The sequence below is a fragment of the Pseudomonas sp. HS-18 genome (assembly GCF_020401845.1).
In the GTDB taxonomy this organism is placed as follows: Bacteria; Pseudomonadota; Gammaproteobacteria; order Pseudomonadales; family Pseudomonadaceae; genus Pseudomonas; species Pseudomonas nitroreducens.
In genome coordinates, this window is sequence record NZ_CP084413.1 from 4,721,417 (window position 1) to 4,747,741 (window position 26,325).

The following is a 26,325-nucleotide window of genomic DNA, read 5'->3' on the forward strand; positions in this document are numbered from 1 at the left end:
GGGGCGCAAAGTCTAAGCCCGCCGCGCTCGCAGGCCAAGCGCAGGCGACCATTGACCGCGCGAGACTTGCCAGAGTGGGCCGTGCTGGTTAGTTTGATCGCCCCACGGGCCCGGTCCGCCGACACATCAGGCAGGACTCGCCAGCCGCTTCCCGCAGCCGCGCCGCCCGATCCCACCGCGATGCCCGGCCGACCACGGCACCATCGGCAGATTCCACGCCCTTCAAGGAGCCACCATGAGCGCCAACCCTCGCGTTTCCGAGCACCCCATCGACCCGCAGTTCATCAATCGCTGGTCGCCCCGCGCCTTCAACGGCGAAGCCATTCCCCAGGAGACCCTGCTGAGCTTCATCGAGGCCGCGCGCTGGGCACCGTCTTCCTTCAACTCGCAGCCCTGGCGCTTCCTCTTCGCCCGGCGCGACACGCCGAACTGGCAGCGCTACCTGAACCTGCTGGGCGAGTTCAATCGTGGCTGGGCGCAGCACGCCTCGGCGCTGGTCGTCGTTCTGTCCAAGACCACCTTCGCTCCGCCCGGCTCCAGCGAAGAAAAACCGGCCCTGTGGCACAGCTTCGACACCGGCTCCGCCTGGGGCTTCCTCGCCCTGCAGGCGAGCCTGGCTGGCTGGCACACCCACGGCATGGCCGGCTTCGACCGCGAGCTGGCGCGCACCGAATTGAAAGTCCCGGCGGATCATGAGATCCACGCAGTGATCGCCATCGGCAAGCTCGGCGACAAGTCGATCCTCTCCGAGAGCCTGCAGGCCCGCGAAGTGCCCAATGCTCGCCGCCCGCTGGCGGAGATCGTGGCCGAGGGCGATTTCTCGCTCTGACGCCCAGCGCCGGACTTTCCGCCCTACAGCAGAACAAAAGAAAAGGCCCCGATCGGGGCCTTTTTTATGTAATCGGTGCGACAGCGATCAGTAACCGCGGGAGAAATCCACCTCGCCACGCATGGCCTGTCCCGCCCAGAAGCGGGTCAGGTTGTCGCGGAACAGCTCGATGAGCAGGCCCGGTAGGGTCGGCGCCGCCGTATGGCCAGTCAGCAACAGGCGCGGCGTGTGCCAGAACGGGTGCGACGTCGGCAACGGTTCCTGGCGGCAGACATCGATCACTGCGCCGGCCAGTTGGTTGGCTTCCAGCGCCGCGACAAGGTCCTCGTCCACCACCGAAGTGCCGCGCCCGGCGTTGAGGAACAGCGCGGTGGGCTTCATCCGCTGGAACAGCGCCAGGTTGTAGATATCGGCGGTTTCCGGCGTATCGGGCAACAGGTTGATCACGTAGTCGGCGGTCTCGGCCAGACGCGGCAGGTCATCCAGCCCGCCCATGCGGCCAAAGGGCACCAGCGCGCGCGGGTTCTTCGCCACGCCGACCAGTTCGACGCCGAACGGCGCGAGCATGTGCGCTACGGCCTGGCCGATCTCGCCCGTGCCGACGATGAGGATCTGCCGGCCGCTCAGGCTGCCCGGCGAGCGGTCGTCCCACTGCACGCCGACCTGGCTGGCCAGGCGACCAAGGAACTGGCGCTCGTGGGCAAGCATGTAGGTGAGCAGGTATTCGGTCATGACCTGGCCGAAGATGCCGACGGCGCGGGTCAGCGCGTAGTCCTTGGGCAAGTCGTCGGCCAGCAGCGGGGTGATGCCCGCCCAGCTGGACTGGATCCACACCGGGTGCACGCCATGGCGCAACAGCTGCGCGGCCAGGGTCGGCTCGCCGAGCCAAACCGGGCACTCCGCCGCCGCTTCCACCAGGGCATCGGGATTGTTGCCGGAGATCACCGTCAACCGGGGTTCGGCCGCCATCAGCAGGGCGGCGTAGAGGGAGTGTTCGCGATCGAGTACGAGCAGGCGCATGGTCAGGCCTTTCGCTTCGAGCGGTGGTGCATTTCCGGCTGGCGCATCTGGACTCGCTTCAAGGGAGCTTCCCTGGGATAAAACGTGGTCAGTTCTAGGGAAGTCAGGCGGCTATAGACACAGCCAAAGACCAAGCGTTCCGCTCCGTTGAACCCTATTCTCCGCGCATAATGCGCTCAAGCCGCGAACTTGCACAGTGCCGGCACTGGGCAAATCCGCGGCCTGAGCGCAGTGACGAGCCAGTCGGGATCAGACTGGATCGTTTCGCCGCAGCAGCTCTTCGGGCAGGTGCTCGATGTACTCGTCTTCGGCCGGTGGCATCTGCAGGTGGAAACCTTGTTTCTCGATGTTTTCCAGCACCACGTTGATGTCTTCGCGAGCCAGCTGGCGCTCGGGACTCAGGACCAGGTCGAAGGTGTGCTTCGGCACGCCAAAGGCCGCGAGCAGCGCCTCGGGAACGCGGCTGAGGGCTTCGCGCTTGTCGACGTACAGGTACATCTCGTTCTTGCGCGGACTCTTGTAGATGGAGCAGATGCGTTTCATGTCGGTTCTTTCTGCGTGATGGGGTGGGCCGCGTTATTCGGCAGTCGGGGCAGCCAGGCTGTCCAGCAGGGCCTGCCCCATCAGCTCGCGGCGCCAGCCTTGCAGCGAATCGGGCAGTTGATAGGGGCCATTGGGCCAACCGGTCTTGAGCAGGGCCTCGAGAATCTTCTTGCGCAGCATCAGCTCGGGCGCCATGTCCAGGCGCTCGGCTTCCTTCTGGCCGACTTCGCGCAGCTTCTTCAGCACCGGGGCGATCTCGCGCGGCAGCGGCTCGGGCAGGGGCTGCGGGCGTTCTGCCTCTGGCAGCTTCGCTGCATGGGCGATCAAGGCAATCAGGGTGTCGCCGTCCTGGCGCACCGTACGTGGGTGCATGTCATCGATGCGTGCCAGTGCAACCTTGTCGCCAGGCTGGAAGCGCGACAGCGGCCACAGGGTATGCTCGCGCAGCACATGGTTGCGCGGCTTGTTGCGCAACCGCGCCTGCTCCTCGCGCCAGACACACAGTTCGCGCAGCACGGCCAGTTGCTGGGGATTGAGCTTCCAGGCCAGCTTGACGTCGAGGTAAGCCTGCTGCGGATCGCTGACGCGGCTCTGGTTCTGAGTGAGGTCGGCACCATCGGCCAGCAGCCACTGCAACTTCTCGTCGCTCAGGCGCGGCGCCAGTTTCACGTAGACCTCGGCCAGGTGCTGCACGTCCTCGGCGGCGTAACGCACCTGCATGTCGGTCAACGGGCGCTGCAACCAGTCGGAGCGGGTTTCATCCTTGGGCAGGTCGAGGCCGAGGATTTCCAGCACCAGTTTGGAGTAGCCCATGGAGTGCGGCATGCCCAGGTAGGCGGCGGCCAACTGGGTATCGAACAGCGGCTGCGGCAGGCTGCCGGTCAGGCGCTGGAATACTTCCAGGTCTTCGCCGCAGGCATGGAACACCTTGACCACCAGCGGCGATTCGAGCAACGCGGCAAACGGCGACCAGTCGCGGATCAGCAGCGGGTCGATCAGCCACACGCCGCTGCCGTCACCCACCTGCACCAGCCCGGCTTCCGGGTAGAAGGTATCGACACGCATGAACTCGGTATCGAGCGCGAGGTAAGGCAGTTCTTTCCAGTCCTGGCACTTGCGTTCCAGGGTGGTATCGTCGCGAATCCACTGTATATCGAGGGCGGTCACGAACATCTCCTTCGTTTCGGTGCGCGCAGTATATAGAGATGCATGATGTGCGAGCATTCCACTCGGCCATCGGTGTGTGACGATCGGCCAGCGGTCTCTACGCTTTGCCCCGCCCACAACAACAATAAGGCAGCTTTACATGAAGAAGCTTCTCGGGTTGGTCGTCCTGCTGGTCGCCGCCCTCGCCGTTTACCTGGCCTTCACGCCCAGCCCCATCGATCCGCTGGCCTGGACGCCGCCCAAGGCGCCGCCGATGACCGGCGTGATGGAACCCAACGACACGCTGATGAAGGCCGAACTGCTTGCCCAGGGCCAGATCGTCGGCCCCGAAGACACCGCCGTGGACAGCCGGGGCCAGGTGTTTGCCGGGCTGGACGACGGGCGCATCGTGCGCATCGGCGCCGACGGCAAGGCGCAAACCTTCGTCGAAACCGGCGGACGCCCGCTCGGGCTGGCATTCGACCAGGCCGGAAACCTGATCGTCGCCGATGCCTGGAAAGGCCTGCTTCAGATCGATCCGCAGGGCAAGATCCGCGTACTGACCGACTCGGCCGACGGCGTGCCCTTCGCCTTTACCGATGACCTGGACATCGCCAGCGACGGGCGCATCTATTTCAGCGACGCCTCCAGCCGCTTCCATCAGCCCGACTACATCCTCGACCTGCTCGAAGCCCGCCCCCATGGCCGCCTGCTGCGCTACGACCCGGCCACCGGCAAGACCGAAACGCTGCTCAAGGACCTGTACTTCGCCAACGGCGTGGCGCTGTCGCAGCACGAAGACTTCGTCCTGGTCAACGAGACCTACCGCTACCGCATCACGCGTTACTGGCTCAAGGGCGAAAAGGCCGGACAACACGACGTGTTCATCGACAACCTGCCGGGCCTGCCGGACAACCTCGCCAGCGACCGCAGCGGCACCTTCTGGGTTGCACTGCCCTCGCCGCGCAAGGCAGACGCCGATGTGATCCAGCAGATGCCCTGGCTGAAACGCCAGCTCACCAAGCTGCCGCGCGCGGTCCTGCCCAAGCCGGTGCCCTATGGCCTGGTGATCCAGGTGAACGAGAAGGGCGAGATCCTGCGCAGCCTGCATGACACCAGCGGCCAGCACCTGCGCATGGTGACCTCGGCCAAGCCGGTGAACGGTGTGCTGTACCTGGGCAGCCTGGAGAACGATCGTATCGGACGGCTGCCCATCCGCTGAAGGCTCCAGACTCACTGACGCCTCAGGCCGGCGTCTGCTCCTTAAGGGCAGGCGCCGGTACGGGCACGGTGGAGGGCTCCAGCAACTCCAGCATTCGCTCGCGCACCTCGCTCATCAGCGCATCGACGCCATGCTCGGTGAACCGGGTGGAGTCGATCGGTGCGCCGACATGCACTTCCACCGGCATGCCAAGATTCAGCTTCAGGCCGCCAGCCGGGAGCAATTGCTGAATGCCGCGAATCGCCACCGGAACAATGATCGCGTCGGTCTGCTGCGCCAGGCGGAAGCAGCCTTTCTTGAATGGCTGCAGCTTGCCATCCTTGGAACGCGTGCCCTCCGGCGCAGCCCAGAGAACGATACCGCTCTCCATCATCGCGCGCGCCCTGGCGAGGTCCGCCACGGCCTGGTGGCGGTTGTGCCGGTCGATGGAGGGAAACTCCGCCGCCCGCATGGCCGCGCCCCATACCGGCACGGCAAACAGCTCACGCTTGGCCAGCATGCGGATCGAACCGGGCATGGTCACGAAGATCGCCGGGATGTCGTAGAAGCTGGAATGGGTGCAGAGGATCATGTAACGACGGCCATCGCCGAAGTCCGGTACCTCACCGTGGCGGCTCAGGCGTGCACCGGTCAGGCTCAACAGGCTGGCGGACCAGTCGCGTGTGAAGCCGTCGACCTTGGCGCGGCGAAGCCGGCCGATGGCCCCCAGCAGCAGGACCCGGACGCTGTAGCCCAGGGTGATCAGAACGGTCGCCAGGCCCACCAGGGCGACTCGCAGCGGGCCGGCCTTGCGCGGCGCCGATTGCAGGTTGAGCATGTTCGCCAACTCCCCACCAACTTTTCTTCATACAAGCCTTATGATGCGTTTCGGCCCCGTCACGACACAGGAACGCGCCCATGACCCAAGCCCGCCTGCTCACGCCCGAGCAACTGGCCGCCCGCCTCGATGACCCGAACCTCGTCCTCCTCGACTGCCGCTTCGCCCTCGAAGACCCGGCCTACGGCGCACGCAGCTACCAGGAGAATCATATTCCCGGCGCGCATTTCGCCGATCTCAACCGCGATCTCTCCGCCCCGGTGCGGCCGGGTGTAACGGGCCGCCATCCGTTGCCTGACCCGCAGCACCTGCTGGAGAAGCTGCGTGGCTGGGGGCTGAATGCCGACAGCGAAGTGGTGCTGTATGACGATGGCCCCGGCGCCTTCGCCGCCCGCGCCTGGTGGCTATTGCTGTGGCTGGGCAAGAGCGAGGGCGTCTATCTGCTCGATGGCGGCCTGAGTGCCTGGCGCAACGCCGGCCAGCGCCTGACTACCGCCGAAACGCCGGTGCGACCCGGCGACTTCAAGGGCCAGCCGGACAACAGCCTGTTGATCAGTGCCAGCGAACTGGCCAGCAAACTCGGCGACGCCGAGCTGCCGCTGATCGACGCCCGTGGCCTGCCGCGCTTCCGTGGCGAGGTGGAGCCCATCGATCCGGTGGCCGGGCACATTCCCGGCGCCCAGTGCGCGGCCTTCACCGACAACCTGGGCAATGACGGCCGTTTCCTGCGCCCCGAGCACCTGCACCAGCGCTTCGCCGGGCTGCTGCGCGGCCGCCCGGCCGAGGATCTGGTGGCCTACTGCGGCTCCGGCGTCACCGCCTGCCACAACCTCTTCGCCCTGAGCCTGGCTGGCTACCCGTTGGGCCGCTTGTATGCGGGCTCCTGGAGTGAATGGATCACCGATGCGCGGCGCCCGGTGGCCACAGGCGACTGATTGCCCACTTCCGGCAATAAAAGCGGAAGACGCGTCACACCAGCGTCTTCCGTTCTCATGGATAGGTGTAAGGGCATCCGTCAGACTCGTGCCCAATCTTCAAAGGAGTGATCCCCATGCCCTCGCGCATCCACCAGACCCTGCTCGCCAGCCTGCTGCTTGGCCTGTGCAGCACTGCCCCGGCCTACGCCACCGAGCTCGAAGCCACCCCCTGTGAAATCCAGGACCAGTGGTCCGACCTCTATGGCGACGACCTGGTGAAAGCCGCCAAGGCTGGCCACGCCAGTGCGCAGTACACGCTCGGCCTGGAATACGACTCCGGTAGCGACGAGTACGACCAGGACTACGAGAAGGCCGCCTACTGGTACGAAAAGGCCGCCAGGCAGGGCCATGCCTGTGCCCAGTACAACCTGGGTAACGCCTACGACAACGGCGACGGCGTCGAGCAGGACTCGGCCAAGGCGGTGTACTGGTATCAGAAAGCCGTCGACCAGGGCGACAAGGACGCCCAGTTCAACCTGGCAATCATGTACGAGAACGGCACCGGCGTGACCCGCAGCTACAAGAAGGCTTTCGCCCTCTACCTGCAGTCGGCCGAGCAAGGGGATGTGGACGCCGAGTTCCAGGTAGCGGAGAGCTACGCCAAGGGCCGCGGCGTGGCGAAGAACCCGGCGCAGGCGCGCTCCTGGTACCAGAAGGCGGCGGAACAGGGCCACGAAGAGGCAGCGGAAAAGCTCGCTGCGATGCCGGAGTTACCGCCGAGCATCTAATCGCCAGAAGGAATATGAAGCAAAGCGGCGCCGACTAAACAATTTAAAAACAGTCCTTTACATCACATTCATCGCACTACACTTCAATTCGAGCGGCTAAGTCCGCTTCCGGCGGGGCCGAGGATAATCATCAGAAGCTGCCAAGACGCCCAGCCCCGCCGGTCATTGATGACGAGGATGTCATGGGAATCGCCGCGAACGATCTCTGCCAGTATGTGATCCGCCCCACCCTGCACTACCTGGGGCGCCACAGTATCGCGGCCGAATCGCTGCTGCTGGGGGCAGCAGCCTGTCAGTCGGCGCTGGGGAGCGCCCTCGATGACAGCCATGGCCACGGGTTGTATCGCATCGGTGAGCAGCGGCACCAGACGCTCTGGGATGGATTCCTGGCGCTGGACCCCGAGCTGGCCAGCCGCGTCCGGGGGCTGGCCAGCCAGCATGCTTTCCTCGACGCACCGCATCTCGAACTGACGGTCAACCTGCGTTACAGCACGGCCATTGCCTGGATGCTGGTCGAGGCGGAACACCTGTCCCTGCCACTGGCGGACGACCCCATGGAACTGGCCCGCATCTGGCGCCAGGTGTTCCACCCTCACGGGCGCCTCCACGACTTCGTCGACGCCTGGCACAGCTATGTCGGCAATTTAAGTCGAGTCGCCTAGTACTTCCGTACCCGAAGCGTGACCGATCGGTCAGAAATTATTTACATACAGCGACGAACGGACATCATTCAGATGGAACGCTCGTTTGAGCCCTGAAGCCCAAGGTAGAGCGCCTGCCAACCACTACCCAAGACCCGGGAATCTTGGTAGCTTGCGCGCCGATAAACACAGGAGTTGCTCTTACAATGAAAACAACATGGCTCAAGACCACCCTAGCCCTGACCATTAGCGCTGCCTCTGCCCAGGCCCTGGCCAACGGCATCGCCATCAACGAGCAGAGCGCCAGCGGCGCCGGCACCGCTTACGCGGGCCGTGCTTCTTCGGCATTGGACGCCAGCACCATCTACGGCAACCCGGCCGGCCTGTCCAAGCTCAAGCGTACTGAAGTCAGCGGCGGTCTCGCCGTTGTTTCCGCCAAGGACGACATCAGTGACGCACACAGCACTGCCTCCGGCTCCAACAAGGGCGACTCCGTCCCTCTGGCCGCCGTGCCCTTCGGCTACTTCGCCACTCCGCTGGATGACAAGGTCAGCGTCGGCCTCGGCATCTATGTGCCGTACGGCATCATCAACGACTACGAAAGTGGCTTCCAGGGCCGCTCCCACGGTTCCTACAGCAAGGTCCAGGTCATCACCGTCCAGCCGACCATCAGCTACAAGTTCAACGACGTGGTATCCGTCGGCTTCGGCCCGACCATCAACCGCATCGACGGCAAGCTGGAAAACTACCTGAACACCGGCGCGCTGAACGGCGCCCTGGGCGGTAACGGCGACGACACCAAGATCAGCATCAAGGGCGACGACACCGCCGCCGGCTTCAACGTCGGCGTACTGGTCACCCCGACCGAGAGCACCTCCATCGGCGCCACCTACCACTCCAAGGTGAAGTACGAGCTCAAGGGCCACACCACCGTCTCCAACTCGCCGGCCGGCCTGTTCGATTCGCGCATGGATGCCAGCCTGGACATCACCCTGCCCGAGTCCCTGGACCTGTCCCTCACCCAGAAGCTGGATGACCGTTGGACTGTCTACGGTGGCACCACCTGGACGCGCTGGAGCCGTCTGAAGTCCATCGAAGTGCAGAACACCGGCGCCCCGATCTCTTCCTTCGACACCATCGGCGAAGACCTGAGCTGGCACGACACCTGGTCGGCCGCCATCGGTACCTCCTATCAGTGGAACGACCAGTGGGTGCTGCGTACCGGCTTCGCCTACGATCCGTCGCCGACCACCAACGAGCACCGCAACGTGCGCATCCCGGTGGGCGATCGCAAGATCTTCACCCTGGGCGCCGGTTACTCGCCCAATGCCGACATGACCATCGATGTCGCCTACGCCTACCTGTGGGAATCCACCGCCGGCGTAAACCAGCCGGACGGCCAGGAACTGGCAGGCCTGCAACTGCAGCCGGCCTACAGCGCCAAGTATGACAACAGCGCCCACGGCCTGACCGCGCAGATGACCTATCGCTTCTGATAGCGCCGCGGCGTAACGAAAAGCCGGGCTCATGCCCGGCTTTTTCTTGCCCGCGAATCGGCTCAGTGGACATCAGGCCACTTGATCGGGCTCGGCATGCTCGCGGCAGATCTGCTCGCCCTCGCCGCTCTCCAGCCGCTCCCCGGTCAGACCGCACAATCCACCGCCGTCCAGTTTCTGGTGGAAGCGGCAAGTACGGCAAAGACCGAAGCCCGGCACGTCTTCCTGACGCTGCACGGTTGCCAGTAATTCCCGCAACAGCGAGACCAGCAGTTCGCTACGCTCCCCCAGCGCTTCCTCTGCGCGACGCAGGAAATCCGGCGGCACCAGTGCATCGATCAGCCCCCTGCCCTCCCGAGTCAGCTCGAGGTGCACGCTACGGCGGTCCTGGGCATCCGGGCGTTTCTCGATCAGCCCCTTGGCCTCCAATGCCTTGAGCGACTGGGAGACCGTGCCCTTGGTCAGCCCGAGGAAATCCGTCACCCCCAGCGGCGTATTCGAATAGCGGTTGCAGCGCGCCAGGTAATTGAGCGCGCTCAATTGGATCGGCTGCAGATCCGCCATCAGCGGCTGCTCACGAGCCCAGGCGCGCATCAGGCTGGCAATGCGTTCGAGGTAGTCGTACAGGGTCGTATCGGTCATGGGCTAATCCTCCCGATAGATAGTATCGATCAAAAACCAGTTTGACAGAAGGCCCATCTCGCTCGCAGACTGAAAAGGTATCGAATCGATACATAATTGATCAGGAGAAGGAACATGAACAAAGCCGTTTACTATCATGCCGGTTGCCCTGTCTGCATCGAAGCAGAGCGGGCACTGCTGCCGCTGCTGAACCGCGAAGTCGAAGTGGTGCACCTGGGCGAGCAGCCGCGTGTGGCCGAAGCCGAGGCCGCCGGGGTGAAATCCGTACCGGCGCTGGTGGTCGATGGGCAGGTGCTGCACCTGAACTTCGGCGCGGCATTGGCTGACCTGAAATAAGGCTTGGCGAGATGAGCGACTACCAGCCGTTGCATTGCGATCTCCATGACTACCTGGAAATCGCCTGCCTCTACCGCTACTGGCTGCGTATCGAGTTGCGTGACGGCCTGGCGTTCGATGCCCAGGCCTTCACCACGCGCACTCAGCGAACCGAAGACGGACCGCTGGAGGAATATCTCGAAGTACGAGTGGACGACGCCAGCCGGGAGCTCCGGCTGGACCGCCTAAGCGCCATCACGCCGCTGTCGGCGACGGCGCAGTTCGGCAGGGTGCAGCTGGGCCCCGCCTGAAACCGGACCACCGCAACCTCACCACATGAGATCGTCGGGCACCACGTAATCCTTGTACGGATCGTCCTCGTCCGGTTCGCCGCTGGGCTCGCTGAGCAGGATGATACGGCGCTCGTCGCGTTCCTGGATGCGCAGTGCGGCATCACGCGGGACGATCTCGTAGCGGCCGTCGTAGCTGACGATGGCCAGGCTGCCGCGACTGAGCTTATCGCGGATCAGGTCGTTGACCGCGATGCGCTTGACCTTCTTGTTGTCGACGAAGTTGTAGTAGTCGTCCGACTCCAGCTTGGGCAGGCGCGTGCCCTCGATCAGTTGCTTGATCTGCGCGGCCTTGGCCTTCTTCTCGGCCTTTTCCTGCTGCTGGCGGTTCAGTTCGGCGTCGCGAGCCTGCTTCTCGGCCTGGGCCTGCAGGGCAGCCTGACGCTGACTGTCGTCCTTGGCCACCTGGTTCTTGTGCTCCAGGCGCTGCTGTTTCTGCTTCTGCTTGCCGGCCTGCTTGGCCTGCTTCTCGTTGACCAGCCCGGCTTTCAGCAACTGATCACGCAATGACATGCTCATGAATCAAGGCTCTCCAACAGCCCAATTGATGCAGGACAACTCCCAGACCAACGCATGGGTGCTGCGGGACTGTCCTCAGGGGGTATAATCCTCGGGCCTGTGCCAGCGCAGCGCAAGTGCCTGGCTCGAATTCACTCATCTGGAGCGGACTCGTTACCTCCATGCTGAAGCTCATCGTTCTCGCGATACTGGCCATTTTCCTCATCGCCATTCTCTACGTGCACCTGCGCGGCAAGGTGCGCCTGCCCTTCCTCCGCCAGGTGGTGAACCACTCGGCGTGGTTCGCCCCCTACAACTCGCTGATGTACCTGAACTCCAGCGTACCGTCCAAGCCGTACCTGGACCGCGAGCGCTTCCCCGAGCTCGACAAGCTGCGCGACAACTGGCAGACGATCCGCGAGGAAGCCGAGAAACTCTTCGATGAGGGCTACATCCGCGACGCCCTGAACAACAACGAAGCCGGTTTCGGCTCCTTCTTCAAGAAGGGCTGGACCCGCTTCTATCTGACCTGGTACGACGGCCCCCTGCCCTCGGCGCAGCAGCTGTGCCCGAAGACCGTGGAACTGGTGAGCAGCATCCCCAACGTCAAGGGTGCGATGTTCACCCGCCTGCCGCCACGCAGCCACCTGAACAAGCACCGCGACCCCTACGGCGGATCGCTGCGCTATCACTTGGGCCTGGCCACACCGAACTCCGACGACTGCCGCATCTTCGTCGACGGGCAGCCCTACGCCTGGCGCGATGGCCAGGACGTGATGTTCGACGAGACCTTCGTTCACTGGGTGAAGAACGAGACGGACGAGTCGCGCCTGATCCTTTTCTGCGACATCGAGCGACCGCTCAAGTCGCCGCTGCTGACCCGCGTCAACCGCCGCGTCAGTGCCTTCCTCGGCCGCGCCACGGCGCCGCAGAACGTCGAGGGCGAGCGCGTCGGCGGGATCAACCAGGCCTACTCGGTACTGATTCGCCTCGGCGACGCCGTGGGCAGCAAGGTGAAGGTGTTCAAGCGCGCCTATCCCAGGGCCTACCGTATTGGCCGCCCGGTACTGGCAGTGGTGCTGCTGGTGCTGATCCTGCGCTGGCTGTTCGGCTGACGAGCAGACACCACGCGCCAACAGCTCGCTCCTACGAAGAGAAATAAAAAGCCCCGCAATCGCGGGGCTTTTTCATGGGCGCCAATTCAACGGAGGCAGCACTTATCCACAGCTGAGCGGATTCTTCTCGTCACGCTTGGCAGCGCCCCACAGTTCGTCCATCTCTTCCAGGTTGCTGTCTTCCAGCGTACGTCCCTGATCGCGCAAGGCCGTCTCGATATAGCGGAACCGACGCTCGAACTTGGCATTGGCGGCGCGCAGGGCGGTTTCCGGATCGACCTTGAGCTTGCGCGCCAGGTTGACCACCACGAACAACAGATCGCCCACTTCCTCAGCCTGGGCTTCGGTGTCGCCGCCGGCCATCGCTTCGAGCACTTCATCCAGCTCCTCGCGAACCTTGTCCACCACCGGCAGCGCGTCGGCCCAGTCGAAGCCGACCTGGGAGGCGCGCTTCTGCAGCTTGGCAGCGCGGCTCAACGCTGGCAGCGCGTTGGGCACATCGTCCAGCAGCGACAACTGCACCGGCTCCGCGGCCTTGGCGGCGCGCTCCTCGGCTTTCAACTCTTCCCAACGCTGCTTGACCGCCGCTTCCTCCAGCTTCGCTGGGTCCGGCTCGCCGTAGAGGTCGCCGTCAGGGAAGACATGGGGATGGCGGCGAATCAGCTTGGTGGTAATGCCGTCGACCACTGCGTCGAACTCGAAGCGGCCCTCTTCCCGAGCCAGCTGCGCGTAGTAGACGACCTGGAAGAGCAGGTCGCCCAACTCCTCGCGCAGGTGGTCGAAGTCGCCGCGCTCGATGGCATCAGCGACCTCATAGGCTTCCTCGAGGGTGTAGGGGACGATGGTCGCATAGCTCTGCTTGAGGTCCCAGGGGCAACCGTTCTGCGGGTCACGCAGGCGGGCCATGAGGTACAGCAGGTCTTCGAGCTTATGCATCCTTGGCACCCGCGCGATCACGCCGCGCCTCGATGATGTTGGGCAACTGGGAGATGCGCGCCAGCAGGCGGCCCAGCGAATCGAGACCTGGAATCTCGATGGTCAGGCGCATGATCGCGGTGTTGTCTTCCTTGTCCGAGCGGGTATTCACCGCCAGCACGTTGATGCGCTCGTTGAGCAGCATCTGCGAGACGTCGCGCAACAGGCCGGAACGGTCGTAGGCGCGGATGACGATATCCACCGGGTAGGTGCTGACCGGCACCGGGCCCCAGCTGACCTGGATGATCCGCTCCGGCTCGCGCCCGGCCAGTTGCAGTGCGGTGGCGCAGTCCTGCCGGTGGATGGTCACGCCGCGGCCGAGGGTGATGTAGCCGACGATCGGGTCGCCCGGCAGCGGCTGGCAGCAGCCGGCCATCTGCGTGAGCAGGTTGCCGACGCCCTGGATCTGGATGTCGCCGCGCTTGCCATGGCCGATCTTGCTCGGCTTGCGCGGGATGAGTTCGAGCTGCTCGTTCCCGCGCTCGGGCTCGACCAGTTGCTGCGCGTAGTTGACCACGTGGGCCAGGCGCAGATCGCCGGCGCCCAGGGCGGCGAACAGGTCTTCGCCGGTCTTGTAGTTGGCCTTCTCGGCGAGCTTTTCGAAGTCCACCGGCGGCAGAGCCAGGCGGCCGAGTTCGCGCTCGAGCATGGCCTTGCCGGCGGCGACGTTCTGGTCGCGCGCCTGCAGCTTGAACCAGTGGACGATCTTGGCTCGCGCCCGCGATGTGGTGACGTAGCCCAGGTTCTGGTTCAGCCAGTCGCGGCTCGGCCCACTCTGCTTGCCGGTGATGATTTCCACCTGCTCGCCGGTCTGTAGGCTGTAGTTCAGCGGCACGATGCGGCCGTTGATCTTGGCGCCACGGCAGTTGTGACCGACCTCGGTGTGCACGCGGTAGGCGAAGTCCAGCGGCGTGGAGCCCTTGGGCAGGTCGATGGCGTGGCCGTCGGGAGTGAAGACGTAGACCCGGTCGGGCTCGATATCCACCCGCAACTGCTCGGCCAGGCCGCCGATGTCGCCCAGTTCCTCGTGCCATTCGAGCACCTGGCGCAGCCAGGAAATCTTCTCTTCGTAGTGGTTGGAGCTGGCCTTGACGTCGGTGCCCTTGTAGCGCCAGTGCGCGCAGACGCCCAGTTCGGCTTCCTCGTGCATCGCGTGGGTGCGGATCTGCACTTCCAGCACCTTGCCCTCGGGGCCGATCACCGCGGTGTGCAGCGAGCGGTAGCCGTTTTCCTTGGGGTTGGCGATGTAGTCGTCGAATTCCTTGGGGATGTGGCGCCACAGGGTGTGCACGATGCCCAGCGCGGTGTAGCAGTCGCGCATTTCCGGCACCAGCACGCGCACGGCGCGCACGTCATAGATCTGGCTGAAGTCCAGGCCCTTGCGCTGCATCTTCCGCCAGATGGAATAGATGTGCTTGGCGCGTCCGGACAGGTCGGCCTTGATGCCGGTGGCGGCCAGGGCATCCTTGAGCTGCTGCATAACAGTAGCGATGTACTGCTCGCGGTCCAGCCGGCGCTCGTGCAGCAGTTTGGCGATCTGCTTGTATTGGTCGGGTTCCAGGTAGCGGAAGGACAGATCCTCCAGCTCCCACTTGATGTGGCCGATGCCGAGGCGGTGGGCCAGCGGGGCGTAGATGTCGAAGACTTCTCGGGCGACGCGCATGCGCTTCTCTTCGTCGCCGTTCTTCACCGCACGGATCGCGCAGGTCCGCTCGGCCAGCTTGATCAGCGCGACGCGGACGTCGTCGACCATGGCCACCAGCATCTTGCGCAGGTTCTCGATCTGCGCCTGGGTGCCGAGCACCAGCGACTGCCGAGGGCTGAGGCTGGTACTGATCGCAGCCATGCGCAGCACGCCTTCGATCAGCTTGGCGACGACAGGGCCGAAGCGCTGCGCCACGTCCTCGAGCTTGACCTTGCCCTCGCGCACGCCACGGTAGATCACCGCGGCGACCAGGGACTCCTGGTCGAGCTTCAGGTCCGCCAGGATCTCGGCGATCTCCAGTCCCGTCTGGAAGCTGGAGGTGCCATCCGCCCAGGAGTTGTCAGCCGTGCTGACAGCCCTGTCTTCCACCTCGCGAGCGAACTCGCAGGCTTCCAGCAGGACCTGGCGATCCAGGCCCGGGACCAGGGTCTGGACATGGTCCAGCCAGGCCTCGAGGTTGATGCTGCCGTCCGTGTTGACCGGCTGATGCGCTCTCACCTGTACCATCGTGTCTACCCTTCCCCACGGTGCGCCACAACACACCGCTCACTGCGCCGGCCTTTCTTCTTGCTTGAGCCGGTCGGATTGCGCAGGCCTTCCTAGCCTGCCTCGAACAAAGCCATGGCCTCGACATGGGCCGTCTGCGGGAACATGTCGAGGATGCCGGCGCGCTTCAGGCGATAGCCCTGTCGGGCCAGTTCGCCAGCGTCGCGCGCCAGGGTCGCCGGGTTGCAGGACACATAGAGTACCCGCTCCGCGCCCAGTGAACGCATCTGCCGCGCCGGCTCGAAGGCTCCGTCACGCGGAGGATCGAGCAGCACGGCGGTGAAATCCTCCGCCGCCCAGGGGGCTTCGGCAAGCGGTTTCGTCAGGTCCGCCTGATGGAACCGGGTGTTGGCCAGCCCGTTGGCATGGGCATTGGCAGCAGCACGCTCGACCATGGTCTGCACACCTTCCACGCCCACTACTTCGCGCACCTGGCGCGCCAGCGGCAGGGCGAAGTTGCCCAGGCCACAGAACAGGTCCAGCACGCGCTCGTCGCTGCCGGGCTTCAGCCAGTCCAGCGCCTGGGCGACCATCGCCTCGTTCACCGGCTCGTTCACCTGCACGAAGTCGCCGGGCCGGTAGGCCAGGGTCAGATTCCAGGCTTCGAGCCGGAAGCCGAGCTCCCGGTTCCCGCCGTTTTCTGCGCCGCTGGAACAGAGTGTCGGCTCGCCGTCGCCCTGCAACCACAGTTGCACATCCCGTGCCGAACAGAATTCCAGCAGTCGCGCGCGATCGCTATCGGACAAAGGTTCGATATGCCGTAGCAGCAGCGCGCTGGAGGTGCCGTGGAACAGCTCGACATGGCCCAGCGACTGCGGCTTGGCGAAGCCGCGCAGCAGCGCCGGCAACTCGCGGGCGAGAACCTGCAGCTCGGGCACCAGCACCAGGCAGTCGTCGAAGGCGACGATGGCCTGGCTGGCAGCCGCGCGGAAGCCGACGTCCAGGCGCTTGGCCTTGACGTCCCAGCGCACGGCGAGACGAGCACGGCGCCGGTAGCCGAATTCGGGGCCGACCAGCGGCGCGGCCCACTCTTGCGGAACCAGGCCGGAGAAACGCTCCAGCTGCTCGGCCAGGGTGCGCTGCTTGAGCGCCAGCTGATCGGCGTGGGGCAGGTGCTGCAGGCTGCAGCCGCCGCAGGTGCCGGCTACCGGGCAAGGCTCGGTGCGACGGTTGGCGGCGGTGCTGAAGAGGCGTTCGCTGCGGGCGTCGACGATCTGCGCGCGTGCCGACAGCACACGGGCTTCCACCGCTTCGCCCGGCAAGGCGCCGGCGACGAACCAGGTGCGCCCGTCGGCGTGGGCAATGCCGCGGCCGTCATGGGCCAGGCGCTCGATGTTCAGGCGCTGCTTCTTGCCCACGGGTACCGCGGGGCTGCGGGCGCCACCGCTGGGCTGGAAGCGCAGGCCGGATCGTTGTTTGGCCATGTCAGTTGGCGTCGAACACGCCCGAGGACAGGTAACGGTCGCCACGGTCGCAGATGATCGCCACCAGGGTCGCGTTTTCCAGTTCGCGCGAGAGACGCAGCATGGCCGCCACCGCACCGCCGGAAGACACGCCGCAGAAAATGCCTTCTTCGCGCGCCAGGCGGCGCATCACGTCCTCGGCTTCGGTTTGCTGCATGTCGACGACGCGGTCGACGCGGGTGGCGTCGAAGATCTTCGGCAGGTATTCCTGCGGCCAGCGGCGGATGCCGGGGATGGCCGAGCCTTCCATCGGCTGCAGGCCGACGATCTGCACGTTGGGGTTCTGCTCCTTGAGGTAGCGCGACACGCCCATGATGGTGCCGGTGGTGCCCATGGAGCTGACGAAATGGGTGATCTCACCGCCAGTCTGCTGCCAGATTTCCGGGCCAGTGGAATGGTAGTGGGCGATCGGGTTGTCGCCGTTGGCGAACTGGTCGAGCACCTTCCCCTGCCCTTCGCGCGCCATCTGGTCGGCGAGGTCGCGGGCGCCTTCCATGCCCTGCTCCTTGCTCACCAGGATCAGCTCGGCGCCGTAGGCGGTCATCGCGGCCTTGCGCTCGGCGGTGGAGTTGTCGGGCATGATCAGGATCATGCGGTAACCCTTGATCGCCGCGGCCATCGCCAGGGCGATGCCGGTGTTGCCGGAGGTGGCCTCGATCAGCGTGTCGCCGGGCTTGATGTCGCCGCGCAGTTCGGCACGGGTGATCATCGACAGCGCCGGGCGATCCTTCACCGAACCCGCGGGGTTGTTACCCTCGAGTTTCACCAGCAGGGTGTTGGAGGTTTCCCCGGCCAGGCGCTGCAGGCGCACCAGCGGGGTATTGCCGACGCAATCGGCGATAGTCGGGTACTGCACGGTCATGGAGGCACTCGGATCTGGAACAGGGCGCCCTATGATACCGGCAAAAGACGCCCTGCCATACGAAACTTCCTAACAAGCCGTGTTCAGGGTCCGGGGCACGCCTCAGGCCGCCGCCGCATCCGCCAGGCGCAGGTGAACGCGCAGACCAGCGTCGGCGCAATCCGCCCAGAGTTCGCCACCCTGCATGCGCAGCGAGCTGCGGGCGATGCTCAGGCCCAGGCCGAAACCTTCGCCGGTGCGGGCATCGGAGAGCCGGGTGAAGGGCAGGAAGATACGCTCCAGGTCGCTTTCCGCCACACCCGGGCCATCGTCCTCCAGCCACAGGTGCCAGCCGCTCGGTTCGCGCCGGCCACTCAAGCGGATACGCCCCTCCTCCGGGGAGTGGCGGATGGCATTGCGCAACAGATTTTCCAGCGCCTGGGCCAGCCCATTCAGATGACCGCGCACGCGGCAGTCCGCCGGCACCTGATAAAGGAAGCGCTCCGAACTCCAGCCAGCCTCGAAGCGCGCGTCGTCCACCAGCAGATCCCACAGCGAACGCAGGTCGATCTCTTCCAGCTCCATGCGCGGGCGCTCTGTATCCAGCCAGGCCAGTTCCAACGTATCGGCGACCAGTCGCTGCATCACGTCCACCTCACGCTCCACGCGCTGACGCAGCGCGGTTTCGCTGATCGGACTGTCCCCTGCCACGCGCAGGCGGCTCAGTGGCGTACGCAGTTCGTGAGACAGGTCGCGCAACAGTTGGCGCTGCAGGCTGACATGGCCGCGCAGGCGCTCGGCCATGTGGTCCAGCGCGCGGCCCAGCTCGCCCAGTTCATCGCGGCGGGTGACCAGTTCGGGGCCGGCGACCGAGCCCAGGTTATCCGCCTGCAAGGAATTGGCGTGCTCGCGCAGACGCCCCAGCGGGCGTACCAGATGCCGGTAGATCAGCCCACAGAGCAGCAGCGCGAGGATCGCCGGCACCAGTGCATGGCTGATGGACTGGCGCAGGAAACTCAGGCCACCGGGGAGGAAGCGCTGCGGCAGCTGCAGCACCAGGCGGCCGGCAGCCGGGTCGTCGGGAAACGGGATGCCGATGTAGGGCAGGTTGACCGAGCGCGAGCTTACCGGCCAGTCCAGTCCGCGCTGGAAGGTCAGGTGCGCCACCTCAGCCATGGGCAGCGGCTGCGTGCCCAGCGACTGCAGGCGACCGTCCACCACCACCATCCACACCGGCTCGCGCTGCCTCATCCCCGCCAGCCAGCTGTCGACGCCCGCCGCCCCGCCGCTACGCCAGGCCTGCTGCGCCTCTTCGGCATAGCCACCCAGGACACGCCGCGCATCCTCGGAGAGGTTGTAACTGTCGCGCTCCATCTGCTTGCCCCAGTTCCAGGACAGCCAGATCACCGACAGGCACAGCACCACCAGGGCAAAGGCGAGCTTCCAGAACAGCGAGTGGCGGCCGGGCATGTCAGTCCTCGGCCTCTGCAAAGACGTAGCCTTTGCCCCACACGGTGTGCAACTGGTGGCGCGCGTAGCCTATAGCCTGAAGCTTGCGGCGCAGGTGGCTGACGTGCATGTCCAGGCTGCGGTCGTGGGCGGTGAAGGCGCGGTGCAGTACGTGCTGATAAAGGAAGGGTTTGCTGAGAGTCTCGCCCTGGCTACCCAGGAAAGTCTCCAGCAGGCGGTACTCGGTGCCAGTCAGACCGGCCCACTGGCCATCCAGCCCGACGTCGTCCTTCTGCGGGTCCATCTGCAGGCCGGTGACCGTACTGCCGAGGGACTGGCTGCCGCGTTCCAGCGCGACGCGGCGCAGCACTGCATCCACCCGCACGCTCAGCTCGGCGAGGCTGAAGGGCTTGGGCAGGTAGTCGTCGGCGCCCTGGGAGAAGCCGGCGATACGGTCCTGCTCGGCGCCCAGGGCCGACATCAGGATCACCGGCACCGCACGCTCGCGACGCAGGGTGCGGAGGATATCCAGGCCGCCAGTGCCGGGCAGCATGATATCCATCAGCACCAGGTCGTAATCGCCGCGGCGAGCCTGGGCCAGGCCTTCGTCGCCGTCCTGGCACCAGGTGACGTCGAAACCGCGTTCGATCAGGTGGGACGACAGGTGGGCGCCCAGGGTTGGGTCGTCCTCGATGGTCAGCAGGCGCAGGCCGGACGAAGCGATGGCATTCATATCAAATAAGAGTGATTAGCAATTGCGCGAAGTATTCACGATTCCGCGTCGTCTCGGCAAGGCAAAGGGCTCCCGCCCCAGGTCCGAACCGCTACACTGCCGGGGATAAACGCATCGGAGGAAACGCGTGTTCAAGGATCTCGGCATCAAGGGTCGGGTACTGCTGCTCACCCTGCTGCCCACCAGCCTGCTGGCGCTGGTGCTGGGCGGCTATTTCACCTGGGTGCAGCTGGCGGACATGCACGCCCAGTTGATCGAGCGTGGGCAGCTGATCGCCGAACAACTGGCGCCGCTGTCAGCCCCGGCCATGGCCCACCACGACAAAGAGCTGCTCGAACGCATCGCCAACGAAGCGCTGGACCAACCCGACGTACGCGCCGTGACCTTCCTCAACCCGGACCGGGAGAAACTGGTCCACGCCGGCCCCAGCATCCTCACCCCCATTCCTTCCGGCGACGGCTCGCACCTGAGCATGTCCAGCAACCTGGACACCACGCACTTCCTCCTGCCGGTGCTGGGCAAGCACCGCAGCCTCTCCGGCGACCCCGACGATGACGCCGAGAAGCTGCTGGGCTGGGTCGAGCTGGAGCTGTCCCACCACGGCACCCTGCTGCGCGGCTACCGCAGCCTGTTCACCAGCCTGCTGCTGATCGGCGCCGGGCTTGCCGTCACCGCCCTGCTCGCCCTGCGCATGAGCCGCGCGATCAATGCGCCGCTGGGGCAGATTGCCCAGGGCGTAGCCCAGCTCAAGGAAGGCCGCCTGGAAACCCGCCTGCCGGCATTGGGCAGCCACGAACTGGATGAGCTGGCCGGCGGCATCAACCGCATGGCCGAGGCGCTGCAGAGCGCCCAGGAAGAAATGCAGCACAACATCGACCAGGCCACCGAGGACGTCCGGCAGAACCTGGAGACCATCGAGATCCAGAACATCGAACTGGACCTGGCGCGCAAGGAAGCCCTGGAGGCGAGCCGGATCAAATCCGAGTTCCTCGCCAACATGAGCCACGAGATCCGCACCCCGCTCAACGGCATCCTCGGTTTCACCAACCTGCTGCAGAAGAGCGAGATGACCACGCGCCAGCAGGACTACCTGGGCACCATCCACAAGTCCGCCGAAAGCCTGCTGGGGATCATCAACGAAATCCTCGACTTCTCGAAGATCGAGGCCGGCAAGCTGGTGCTGGAGAACATCCCGTTCAACCTGCGCGAACTGATCCAGGACACCCTGACCATCCTCGCCCCCGCCGCCCACGAGAAGCACCTGGAGCTGGTCAGCCTGATCTACCGCGACACCCCGCTGCAGCTGGTGGGCGACCCGCAGCGCCTGAAGCAGGTGCTGACCAACCTGGTGAGCAACGCCATCAAGTTCACCCACGACGGCAGCATCGCCGTACGCGCCATGCTCGAGGACGAAAGCGACGACCGCGCGCAACTGCGCATCAGCGTGCAGGACACCGGCGTGGGGCTGACCGACGCCGACCTGCGCGCCCTGTTCCAGGCCTTCAGCCAGGCCGACAACTCGCTCTCGCGCCAGGCCGGCGGCACTGGCCTGGGGCTGGTGATCTCCAAGCGCCTGATCGAGCAGATGGGTGGCGAGATCGGCGTGGAAAGCAGCGCCGGCGACGGTTCGGAATTCTGGATCAGCCTCAACCTGCCCAAGGCCCGCGACGACGGCGACGACCTGCCGCCCGCCATGGCCGGCGGCCTGCGCGTGGCGCTGTACGAGCCCCATGAACTGACCCGCACCGCGCTGCACCACCAGTTGGAGGACTGCGGCCTGGAAGTCACCGAGTTCCCCGACCTCGCCACGCTGGAAAAGGCGCTGCTGGCCGGGCCGTCGGACAAGGCCCCGATCACCCTGGCGCTGCTGGGCGTGACCGCCGCCGAACACCCGCCCGAGGCGCTGCGCCAGTCCATCCGCGAGCTGGAACAACATGGCTGCAAGAGCCTGGTGCTGTGCCCGACCATCGAGCAGGCGCACTACAACGACGTGCTGCCCGACGCCCAGGTGCAGAGCAAACCCGCCTGCACGCGCAAGCTGCAACAGGCGATGAACGAACTGCTGCACCTGCGCCCCCTGCGCAAGGACAAATCGGCCAACGGCCGGCTCGAGCGCACGCCGCACCTGCTCTGCGTCGATGACAATCCGGCCAACCTGTTGCTGGTGAAGACCCTGCTGACCGACATGGGCGCGCAAGTGACTGCCGTGGACAGCGGCCTCGCCGCCGTCGAGGCCGTGCAGCGCGAGCGCTTCGACCTGGTCTTCATGGACGTGCAGATGCCGATCATGGACGGCCGCCAGGCCACCGAGGCGATCCGCCACTGGGAGGCCGACCGCGAGGTCAGTCCCGTGCCGATCATCGCCCTCACCGCCCACGCGCTGGCCAACGAGAAGCGCGCCCTGCTGCAGGGCGGCATGGACGATTACCTGACCAAGCCGATCGACGAGCGCCAGTTGGTCCAGGTGATCCTCAAGTGGACCGGCCTGGCGCTGGGCGAGCCGCGTGACGAACGCCCGCGCCACTCCGAATCAAAACTCGACGGGCTCAGCGTCCTGGACCCGGAGGAAGGCCTGCGCCTGGCCGCCGGCAAACCGGAACTGGCCGCCGACATGCTCGGCATGCTGCTCGCCTCGCTGTCCGCCGACCGCCAGGTGATTCGCCAGGCCCGCGAGCGCAACGACCGCAACACCCTGCTCGAGCGCATCCACCGCCTGCACGGCGCCACCCGCTACTGCGGCGTGCCGATGCTGCGCGCCGCCTGCCAGCGCGCCGAAACCCTGCTCAAGCAGAACGAACCGGACGCCCCCGCCGCGCTGGATGAACTCGACATGGCCATAGCCGAACTGGCACAAGCGACCGAGGGCCAGCTGGAAGCAGAGGCCGGCCAGCCGCACTGAGGACGGAATCCAAGCGATGCGCATCATCCTGTTCAGCAACCAGACCTACGACCGCGACAGCTTCCTCGCCGCCAACCACGGCCACGGCTTCGAGCTGCACTTCCAGCAGACCCAGCTGCGCCTGGACACCGTCGCCCTGGCCATGGGCTTCGAGGTGGTCTGCCCCTTCGTCAACGACGACCTGTCACGCCCGGTGCTGGAGCACCTGGCCGCCGGCGGCACGAAACTGATCGCCCTGCGCTCGGCCGGCTACAACCATGTCGACCTGGCCGCTGCCCACGCGCTGGGGCTGGCCGTGGTGCGCGTACCGGCCTATTCGCCCCACGCCGTGGCTGAACATGGCGTGGGATTGGTCCTGGCGCTATGTCGGCACCTGCACCGCGCCTACAACCGTACCCGCGAAGGCGACTTCTCTCTGCATGGCCTGACCGGCTTCGACCTGCACGGGCGCACCGTGGGCGTGATCGGCAGCGGGCAGATCGGCGAGGTCTTCGCCCGCATCATGAGCGGTTTCGGCTGCCACATCCTGGCCTACGACCCCTATCCCAATCGCGCCATCGAGGCCCTGGGCGGGCGCTTCGTCGAGCTGGACGAACTGCTCGCGCAGTCCGACATCATCAGCCTGCACTGCCCGCTCAACGAGGCCACCAAACACCTGATCAATGCCCAGAGCCTCGCGCGCATGAAGCGCGGCTCGATGCTGATCAACACCGGCCGCGGCGCGCTGGTGGACACCCCGGCGCTGATCGAGGCACTGAAAAGCGGCCAGCTCGGCTACCTCGGCCTGGACGTCTATGAAGAGGAAGCCGACATCTTCTTCGCCGACCGCTCCGACCAGCCGCTGCAGGACGATGTGCTGGCGCGCCTGCTGACCTTCCCCAACGTGATCATCACTGCGCACCAGGCTTTCCTGACCCGTGAAGCCCTGGCCGGGATCGCCCAGACCACCCTGTCCAACATCGCTGCCTGGCAGGCGGGCCGGCCGGTCAATCGGGTCGAAGGCTGATCAGTTGCCCCTCGCATCCCGGCGCTGCGCCGCCTAGAATGCCGCGCTTTCCCGGAGGACCCATGGCTCAGCACGATTTCCGCTACACCCTGCTCAACCCGCAATTCACCCTTAACGAGTGCCGCGCGCTGACCCCGGGCCGCTACCAGGTCACCGGCATCGGCGGTTCGATCAAGGCCGGCGACACCCTGCTGGTCAGCCTCAAGGGCAGCAAAAGCCTGAGCATGACCCTGGAAGTGGAAAAGGTCCGCCACCTGATCAACCCGCCGGGGCAGTGGATGGCCGTGGCCAGGGGGCCGGCATTCCGTGAACTGGGTATCCACGAGTGGACGGTCAAGTGCGACGGTTGCGCGGCTACACTGGACTTCGAATTCGCCGTCGATGCCACCCTCGGCAAGGCCGCCCAACAGCCGGCCGCCGAAGCGCGCATCGCCGAACTCGGATGGGCCAAGGCCGGCAAGCGCCACCTTTGTCCGGATTGCCAGAGCAAGGAGACCGCATGAAAACCCTGATTGCCAGCGCTTGCGCTGCGCTGGCCCTGGCCGGCTGCGCCAGCAAGCCGGTGCCCGAAGCCGAGCAGAACTACCGCGTGGAATGGGTCGGTGAGCGCCCGCTGATCGACTACACCCACATCAGCCTGACCCTGGACGGCAACGGCCGCGCCTATGGCAGCGCCGGCTGCAACCACTGGTTCGCCAGCTACAAGCTCGAGGGCGACCAGTTGACCTTCGGCCAGCCGGGCGCCACCCGCAAGCTCTGCGCCGATCTGGTGATGGAGCAGGAACAACAGTTCCTCAAGATGCTCGGCCAGGTGCAGCGCTGGGACATCACCGAAGAAGGCGAACTGCGCCTGTGGCCGGCCAGCGGCCGCGCCATGCGCCTGTGGCCGGAAGGCTGAGGCTCTTCCGGGCAGGGTTAGAAGAGCGTCAATTGCTCGTGGGCGCCGCGCAGATCGACGAGGCGCACGCCTACGCCGATCAGTCGAACCGCCTTGTTGCCGCGCTGGAAGGCCTGCCCCAGCAGCAGCCGATAGCTTTCCAGATCCCGCGCGGCGCCGGCCTGCTCCAGGGTAGTCTGGGTGAAGTCGTGGAACTTCAGCTTGATGAACGGCTTGCCCGGCCGATAGCTGGCGTCCAGGCGCGTCATGCGCCGCTCCAGTTCACCCAGCAGTGACGGCAATTCTTCCTGGCAGGCTGCCAGGTCCGGCAGGTCCTGGTCGAAAGTGTTCTCCACGCTGATCGATTGCCGCCGGCTGTCCACCTGCACCGGGCGCTCGTCGATGCCACGCGACAGTCCCCAGAGCCGCTCGCCGAAACTTCCGAACTCCTTGGCCAACTGGATCCGCGACCAGTCGCGCAGGTCCGCGCAGGTACGGATGCCCAAGCGCGCCAGCTTCTCGGCGGTGACCTTGCCCACGCCATGCAGCTTCTTCACCGGCAGTTCGGCGACGAAACCGTCGACCTCATCGGGGGTGACCACGAACAGGCCGTTGGGCTTGCGCCAATCGCTGGCGATCTTGGCAATGAACTTGTTCGGCGCCACCCCGGCGGACACCGTGATGTGCAGCGTCTCCCAGACGCGCTGGCGAATCTCTCGAGCAATACGTGTGGCGCTGCCGCCGCAACGCTCGCTGTCGCTGACGTCGAGGTAGGCCTCGTCCAGGGACAGCGGCTCGATCTGGTCGGTGTAGTCGCGGAAGATCGCGTGGATGTCCCGCGAGGTCTCGCGATAGACGTCCATGCGCGGGCGGACGATGGTCAGGTCCGGGCAGAGTTTCACGGCGGTACGCATGGCCATGGCCGAATGCAGGCCGTAGGCACGCGCCTCGTAATTGCAGGTCGCGACCACACCACGCTTGTCCGGCGACCCGCCCACGGCCAGCGGCTTGCCCGCGAGGCTGGGGTCGTCGCGCATCTCGATGGCGGCATAGAAGCAGTCGCAATCGATGTGGATGATCTTTCTCTGCCGAGTCACGAAGGAGGCGCCTGCATCACCAACGGAAACCGCCTTTATAGAAGACGGAAAACCCGCCCATGGTAATGCAAAAACCTGCCGTCCCGGTTATCCACAGCCGCGGAAATCACCCTTGTCGATCCCTGCGACGATTCCATTCCTGGCGGCTAAATATCTGATAGAAAATCACTTTTTCCCTTTTTTCATTGACACCCGGGCGTATCGGCGTAGAATGGGCGTCGCGGGATGGAGCAGTCTGGTAGCTCGTCGGGCTCATAACCCGAAGGTCGTAGGTTCAAATCCTGCTCCCGCAACCAGATACAGGAAAAGGCCACTCTTCGGAGTGGCCTTTTTCGTTTGCGCGTCATTTAAATTTTTGATCGCAGAACAAATATCGATTGACAGAGACTTTCGTT

Annotated in this window: 26 protein-coding genes and 1 tRNA gene; 14 read left to right on the forward strand and 13 right to left on the reverse strand. The window is 65.4% G+C overall.

Going from position 1 to position 26,325, the window contains the following annotated elements; genetic code table 11:
• Window positions 1-235 precede the first annotated feature (235 nt).
• Window positions 236-829, forward strand: coding sequence for a nitroreductase family protein (locus tag LDJ84_RS21945; RefSeq protein WP_024766455.1), 594 nt, complete (start codon window positions 236-238; stop codon window positions 827-829).
• An 87-nt stretch (window positions 830-916) separates the two neighbouring features.
• On the opposite strand, the gene LDJ84_RS21950 is transcribed toward LDJ84_RS21945, so the two are convergent.
• The 3 genes from LDJ84_RS21950 to rnd all read right to left on the reverse strand — a co-directional run bounded on the left by LDJ84_RS21950 (window position 917) and on the right by rnd (window position 3,565).
• Window positions 917-1,849: a D-2-hydroxyacid dehydrogenase gene (locus LDJ84_RS21950; RefSeq protein ID WP_024766454.1), complete on the reverse strand. Its 933-nt coding sequence runs from the start codon at window positions 1,847-1,849 to the stop codon at window positions 917-919.
• A gap of 249 nt (window positions 1,850-2,098) precedes the next feature.
• Complete coding sequence (locus LDJ84_RS21955; protein ID WP_169889857.1) at window positions 2,099-2,392, reverse strand: YcgL domain-containing protein; 294 nt, start codon at window positions 2,390-2,392, stop codon at window positions 2,099-2,101.
• 33 nt (window positions 2,393-2,425) lie between these two features.
• Window positions 2,426-3,565 carry a ribonuclease D gene (gene rnd / locus LDJ84_RS21960; protein WP_037007563.1) on the reverse strand — a complete coding sequence of 380 codons (1,140 nt, stop codon included), beginning with the start codon at window positions 3,563-3,565 and terminating at the stop codon, window positions 2,426-2,428.
• A 133-nt stretch (window positions 3,566-3,698) separates the two neighbouring features.
• Between rnd and LDJ84_RS21965 the strand changes: the two genes are divergently transcribed.
• Entirely contained in the window at window positions 3,699-4,760 is a 1,062-nt protein-coding gene (locus LDJ84_RS21965) for an SMP-30/gluconolactonase/LRE family protein (protein ID WP_226045401.1), read from the forward strand.
• 22 nt (window positions 4,761-4,782) lie between these two features.
• On the opposite strand, the gene LDJ84_RS21970 is transcribed toward LDJ84_RS21965, so the two are convergent.
• On the reverse strand, window positions 4,783-5,577 hold the full coding sequence (locus tag LDJ84_RS21970; RefSeq protein ID WP_024766450.1) for a lysophospholipid acyltransferase family protein: 795 nt from the start codon (window positions 5,575-5,577) through the stop codon (window positions 4,783-4,785).
• A gap of 80 nt (window positions 5,578-5,657) precedes the next feature.
• On the opposite strand from LDJ84_RS21970, the gene LDJ84_RS21975 reads away from it, so the two are divergent.
• The 4 genes from LDJ84_RS21975 (at window position 5,658) to LDJ84_RS21990 (ending at window position 9,419) form a co-directional block, all read left to right on the forward strand.
• Window positions 5,658-6,512 (forward strand): sulfurtransferase, encoded by an 855-nt coding sequence (locus LDJ84_RS21975; protein ID WP_024766449.1) that lies wholly within the window; start codon window positions 5,658-5,660, stop codon window positions 6,510-6,512.
• A gap of 116 nt (window positions 6,513-6,628) precedes the next feature.
• Window positions 6,629-7,282, forward strand: a complete 654-nt coding sequence (locus LDJ84_RS21980) for a tetratricopeptide repeat protein (protein WP_024766448.1) — start codon at window positions 6,629-6,631, stop codon at window positions 7,280-7,282.
• A 182-nt stretch (window positions 7,283-7,464) separates the two neighbouring features.
• The gene (locus tag LDJ84_RS21985) at window positions 7,465-7,944 is read left to right on the forward strand and encodes a hypothetical protein (protein ID WP_024766447.1); all 480 of its coding nucleotides are present in this window, start codon (window positions 7,465-7,467) and stop codon (window positions 7,942-7,944) included.
• 185 nt (window positions 7,945-8,129) lie between these two features.
• A complete protein-coding gene (locus LDJ84_RS21990; RefSeq protein ID WP_024766446.1) occupies window positions 8,130-9,419 on the forward strand; it encodes an outer membrane protein transport protein in 1,290 nt (429 codons plus the stop codon).
• 72 nt (window positions 9,420-9,491) lie between these two features.
• On the opposite strand, the gene LDJ84_RS21995 is transcribed toward LDJ84_RS21990, so the two are convergent.
• Window positions 9,492-10,061, reverse strand: coding sequence for a MarR family winged helix-turn-helix transcriptional regulator (locus LDJ84_RS21995; RefSeq protein ID WP_024766445.1), 570 nt, complete (start codon window positions 10,059-10,061; stop codon window positions 9,492-9,494).
• Between the two features lie 114 nt (window positions 10,062-10,175).
• Here LDJ84_RS21995 and LDJ84_RS22000 point away from each other — a divergent pair, with 114 nt between their 5' ends.
• Together LDJ84_RS22000 and LDJ84_RS22005 are read left to right on the forward strand one after the other, a co-directional pair.
• Window positions 10,176-10,397, forward strand: coding sequence for a glutaredoxin family protein (locus tag LDJ84_RS22000; protein ID WP_024766444.1), 222 nt, complete (start codon window positions 10,176-10,178; stop codon window positions 10,395-10,397).
• A gap of 11 nt (window positions 10,398-10,408) precedes the next feature.
• Window positions 10,409-10,687, forward strand: coding sequence for a Rho-binding antiterminator (locus LDJ84_RS22005; RefSeq protein WP_226045402.1), 279 nt, complete (start codon window positions 10,409-10,411; stop codon window positions 10,685-10,687).
• Window positions 10,688-10,705: 18 nt separating this feature from the next.
• Here the strand turns inward: LDJ84_RS22005 and LDJ84_RS22010 are convergent, their stop codons facing one another.
• Window positions 10,706-11,245 carry a DUF2058 domain-containing protein gene (locus LDJ84_RS22010; protein ID WP_024766442.1) on the reverse strand — a complete coding sequence of 180 codons (540 nt, stop codon included), beginning with the start codon at window positions 11,243-11,245 and terminating at the stop codon, window positions 10,706-10,708.
• A gap of 161 nt (window positions 11,246-11,406) precedes the next feature.
• Here LDJ84_RS22010 and LDJ84_RS22015 point away from each other — a divergent pair, with 161 nt between their 5' ends.
• On the forward strand, window positions 11,407-12,339 hold the full coding sequence (locus LDJ84_RS22015; protein WP_169889869.1) for an aspartyl/asparaginyl beta-hydroxylase domain-containing protein: 933 nt from the start codon (window positions 11,407-11,409) through the stop codon (window positions 12,337-12,339).
• A 102-nt stretch (window positions 12,340-12,441) separates the two neighbouring features.
• Here LDJ84_RS22015 and mazG read toward each other — a convergent pair whose 3' ends face one another.
• From mazG to LDJ84_RS22045, 6 genes are all read right to left on the reverse strand, one after another.
• A complete protein-coding gene (gene mazG / locus LDJ84_RS22020; RefSeq protein WP_024766441.1) occupies window positions 12,442-13,275 on the reverse strand; it encodes a nucleoside triphosphate pyrophosphohydrolase in 834 nt (277 codons plus the stop codon).
• Window positions 13,268-15,526, reverse strand: a complete 2,259-nt coding sequence (relA, locus tag LDJ84_RS22025; RefSeq protein ID WP_024766440.1) for a GTP diphosphokinase — start codon at window positions 15,524-15,526, stop codon at window positions 13,268-13,270. Before relA ends, mazG begins: the two co-directional genes overlap by 8 nt.
• Window positions 15,527-15,618: 92 nt before the next feature.
• Complete coding sequence (gene rlmD / locus LDJ84_RS22030) at window positions 15,619-16,989, reverse strand: 23S rRNA (uracil(1939)-C(5))-methyltransferase RlmD (protein ID WP_024766439.1); 1,371 nt, start codon at window positions 16,987-16,989, stop codon at window positions 15,619-15,621.
• A gap of 1 nt (window position 16,990) precedes the next feature.
• The gene (cysM, locus tag LDJ84_RS22035; protein ID WP_024766438.1) at window positions 16,991-17,890 is read right to left on the reverse strand and encodes a cysteine synthase CysM; all 900 of its coding nucleotides are present in this window, start codon (window positions 17,888-17,890) and stop codon (window positions 16,991-16,993) included.
• 102 nt (window positions 17,891-17,992) lie between these two features.
• Window positions 17,993-19,339 carry a sensor histidine kinase gene (locus LDJ84_RS22040; RefSeq protein ID WP_226045403.1) on the reverse strand — a complete coding sequence of 449 codons (1,347 nt, stop codon included), beginning with the start codon at window positions 19,337-19,339 and terminating at the stop codon, window positions 17,993-17,995.
• Window position 19,340: 1 nt separating this feature from the next.
• Entirely contained in the window at window positions 19,341-20,051 is a 711-nt protein-coding gene (locus LDJ84_RS22045) for a response regulator transcription factor (protein ID WP_024766436.1), read from the reverse strand.
• A 127-nt stretch (window positions 20,052-20,178) separates the two neighbouring features.
• On the opposite strand from LDJ84_RS22045, the gene LDJ84_RS22050 reads away from it, so the two are divergent.
• The 4 genes from LDJ84_RS22050 to LDJ84_RS22065 all read left to right on the forward strand — a co-directional run bounded on the left by LDJ84_RS22050 (window position 20,179) and on the right by LDJ84_RS22065 (window position 24,854).
• Complete coding sequence (locus tag LDJ84_RS22050) at window positions 20,179-22,950, forward strand: response regulator (protein WP_084357494.1); 2,772 nt, start codon at window positions 20,179-20,181, stop codon at window positions 22,948-22,950.
• 16 nt (window positions 22,951-22,966) lie between these two features.
• The gene (locus LDJ84_RS22055; protein ID WP_084357495.1) at window positions 22,967-23,956 is read left to right on the forward strand and encodes a 2-hydroxyacid dehydrogenase; all 990 of its coding nucleotides are present in this window, start codon (window positions 22,967-22,969) and stop codon (window positions 23,954-23,956) included.
• Between the two features lie 62 nt (window positions 23,957-24,018).
• Window positions 24,019-24,459 carry a hypothetical protein gene (locus LDJ84_RS22060; protein ID WP_024766433.1) on the forward strand — a complete coding sequence of 147 codons (441 nt, stop codon included), beginning with the start codon at window positions 24,019-24,021 and terminating at the stop codon, window positions 24,457-24,459.
• Window positions 24,456-24,854, forward strand: a complete 399-nt coding sequence (locus LDJ84_RS22065) for an META domain-containing protein (protein ID WP_226045404.1) — start codon at window positions 24,456-24,458, stop codon at window positions 24,852-24,854. Before LDJ84_RS22060 ends, LDJ84_RS22065 begins: the two co-directional genes overlap by 4 nt.
• Window positions 24,855-24,871: 17 nt before the next feature.
• On the opposite strand, the gene dinB is transcribed toward LDJ84_RS22065, so the two are convergent.
• Window positions 24,872-25,870 carry a DNA polymerase IV gene (gene dinB, locus LDJ84_RS22070; RefSeq protein WP_051445702.1) on the reverse strand — a complete coding sequence of 333 codons (999 nt, stop codon included), beginning with the start codon at window positions 25,868-25,870 and terminating at the stop codon, window positions 24,872-24,874.
• A gap of 279 nt (window positions 25,871-26,149) precedes the next feature.
• Here dinB and LDJ84_RS22075 point away from each other — a divergent pair.
• A tRNA-Met gene (locus tag LDJ84_RS22075) sits at window positions 26,150-26,226 on the forward strand.
• The last annotated feature ends 99 nt before the right edge of the window (window positions 26,227-26,325 follow it).

Bases quoted from the DNA above. Each gene is read 5' to 3' on its own strand.
- LDJ84_RS21945 (WP_024766455.1), top strand. From the start codon at position 236: ATGAGCGCCAACCCTCGCGTTTCCGAGCACCCCATCGACCCGCAGTTC.
- LDJ84_RS21950 (WP_024766454.1), bottom strand. From the start codon at position 1,849: ATGCGCCTGCTCGTACTCGATCGCGAACACTCCCTCTACGCCGCCCTG.
- LDJ84_RS21955 (WP_169889857.1), bottom strand. From the start codon at position 2,392: ATGAAACGCATCTGCTCCATCTACAAGAGTCCGCGCAAGAACGAGATG.
- rnd (WP_037007563.1), bottom strand. From the start codon at position 3,565: ATGTTCGTGACCGCCCTCGATATACAGTGGATTCGCGACGATACCACC.
- LDJ84_RS21965 (WP_226045401.1), top strand. From the start codon at position 3,699: ATGAAGAAGCTTCTCGGGTTGGTCGTCCTGCTGGTCGCCGCCCTCGCC.
- LDJ84_RS21970 (WP_024766450.1), bottom strand. From the start codon at position 5,577: ATGCTCAACCTGCAATCGGCGCCGCGCAAGGCCGGCCCGCTGCGAGTC.
- LDJ84_RS21975 (WP_024766449.1), top strand. From the start codon at position 5,658: ATGACCCAAGCCCGCCTGCTCACGCCCGAGCAACTGGCCGCCCGCCTC.
- LDJ84_RS21980 (WP_024766448.1), top strand. From the start codon at position 6,629: ATGCCCTCGCGCATCCACCAGACCCTGCTCGCCAGCCTGCTGCTTGGC.
- LDJ84_RS21985 (WP_024766447.1), top strand. From the start codon at position 7,465: ATGGGAATCGCCGCGAACGATCTCTGCCAGTATGTGATCCGCCCCACC.
- LDJ84_RS21990 (WP_024766446.1), top strand. From the start codon at position 8,130: ATGAAAACAACATGGCTCAAGACCACCCTAGCCCTGACCATTAGCGCT.
- LDJ84_RS21995 (WP_024766445.1), bottom strand. From the start codon at position 10,061: ATGACCGATACGACCCTGTACGACTACCTCGAACGCATTGCCAGCCTG.
- LDJ84_RS22000 (WP_024766444.1), top strand. From the start codon at position 10,176: ATGAACAAAGCCGTTTACTATCATGCCGGTTGCCCTGTCTGCATCGAA.
- LDJ84_RS22005 (WP_226045402.1), top strand. From the start codon at position 10,409: ATGAGCGACTACCAGCCGTTGCATTGCGATCTCCATGACTACCTGGAA.
- LDJ84_RS22010 (WP_024766442.1), bottom strand. From the start codon at position 11,245: ATGAGCATGTCATTGCGTGATCAGTTGCTGAAAGCCGGGCTGGTCAAC.
- LDJ84_RS22015 (WP_169889869.1), top strand. From the start codon at position 11,407: ATGCTGAAGCTCATCGTTCTCGCGATACTGGCCATTTTCCTCATCGCC.
- mazG (WP_024766441.1), bottom strand. From the start codon at position 13,275: ATGCATAAGCTCGAAGACCTGCTGTACCTCATGGCCCGCCTGCGTGAC.
- relA (WP_024766440.1), bottom strand. From the start codon at position 15,526: ATGGTACAGGTGAGAGCGCATCAGCCGGTCAACACGGACGGCAGCATC.
- rlmD (WP_024766439.1), bottom strand. From the start codon at position 16,989: ATGGCCAAACAACGATCCGGCCTGCGCTTCCAGCCCAGCGGTGGCGCC.
- cysM (WP_024766438.1), bottom strand. From the start codon at position 17,890: ATGACCGTGCAGTACCCGACTATCGCCGATTGCGTCGGCAATACCCCG.
- LDJ84_RS22040 (WP_226045403.1), bottom strand. From the start codon at position 19,339: ATGCCCGGCCGCCACTCGCTGTTCTGGAAGCTCGCCTTTGCCCTGGTG.
- LDJ84_RS22045 (WP_024766436.1), bottom strand. From the start codon at position 20,051: ATGAATGCCATCGCTTCGTCCGGCCTGCGCCTGCTGACCATCGAGGAC.
- LDJ84_RS22055 (WP_084357495.1), top strand. From the start codon at position 22,967: ATGCGCATCATCCTGTTCAGCAACCAGACCTACGACCGCGACAGCTTC.
- LDJ84_RS22060 (WP_024766433.1), top strand. From the start codon at position 24,019: ATGGCTCAGCACGATTTCCGCTACACCCTGCTCAACCCGCAATTCACC.
- LDJ84_RS22065 (WP_226045404.1), top strand. From the start codon at position 24,456: ATGAAAACCCTGATTGCCAGCGCTTGCGCTGCGCTGGCCCTGGCCGGC.
- dinB (WP_051445702.1), bottom strand. From the start codon at position 25,870: ATGCGCGACGACCCCAGCCTCGCGGGCAAGCCGCTGGCCGTGGGCGGG.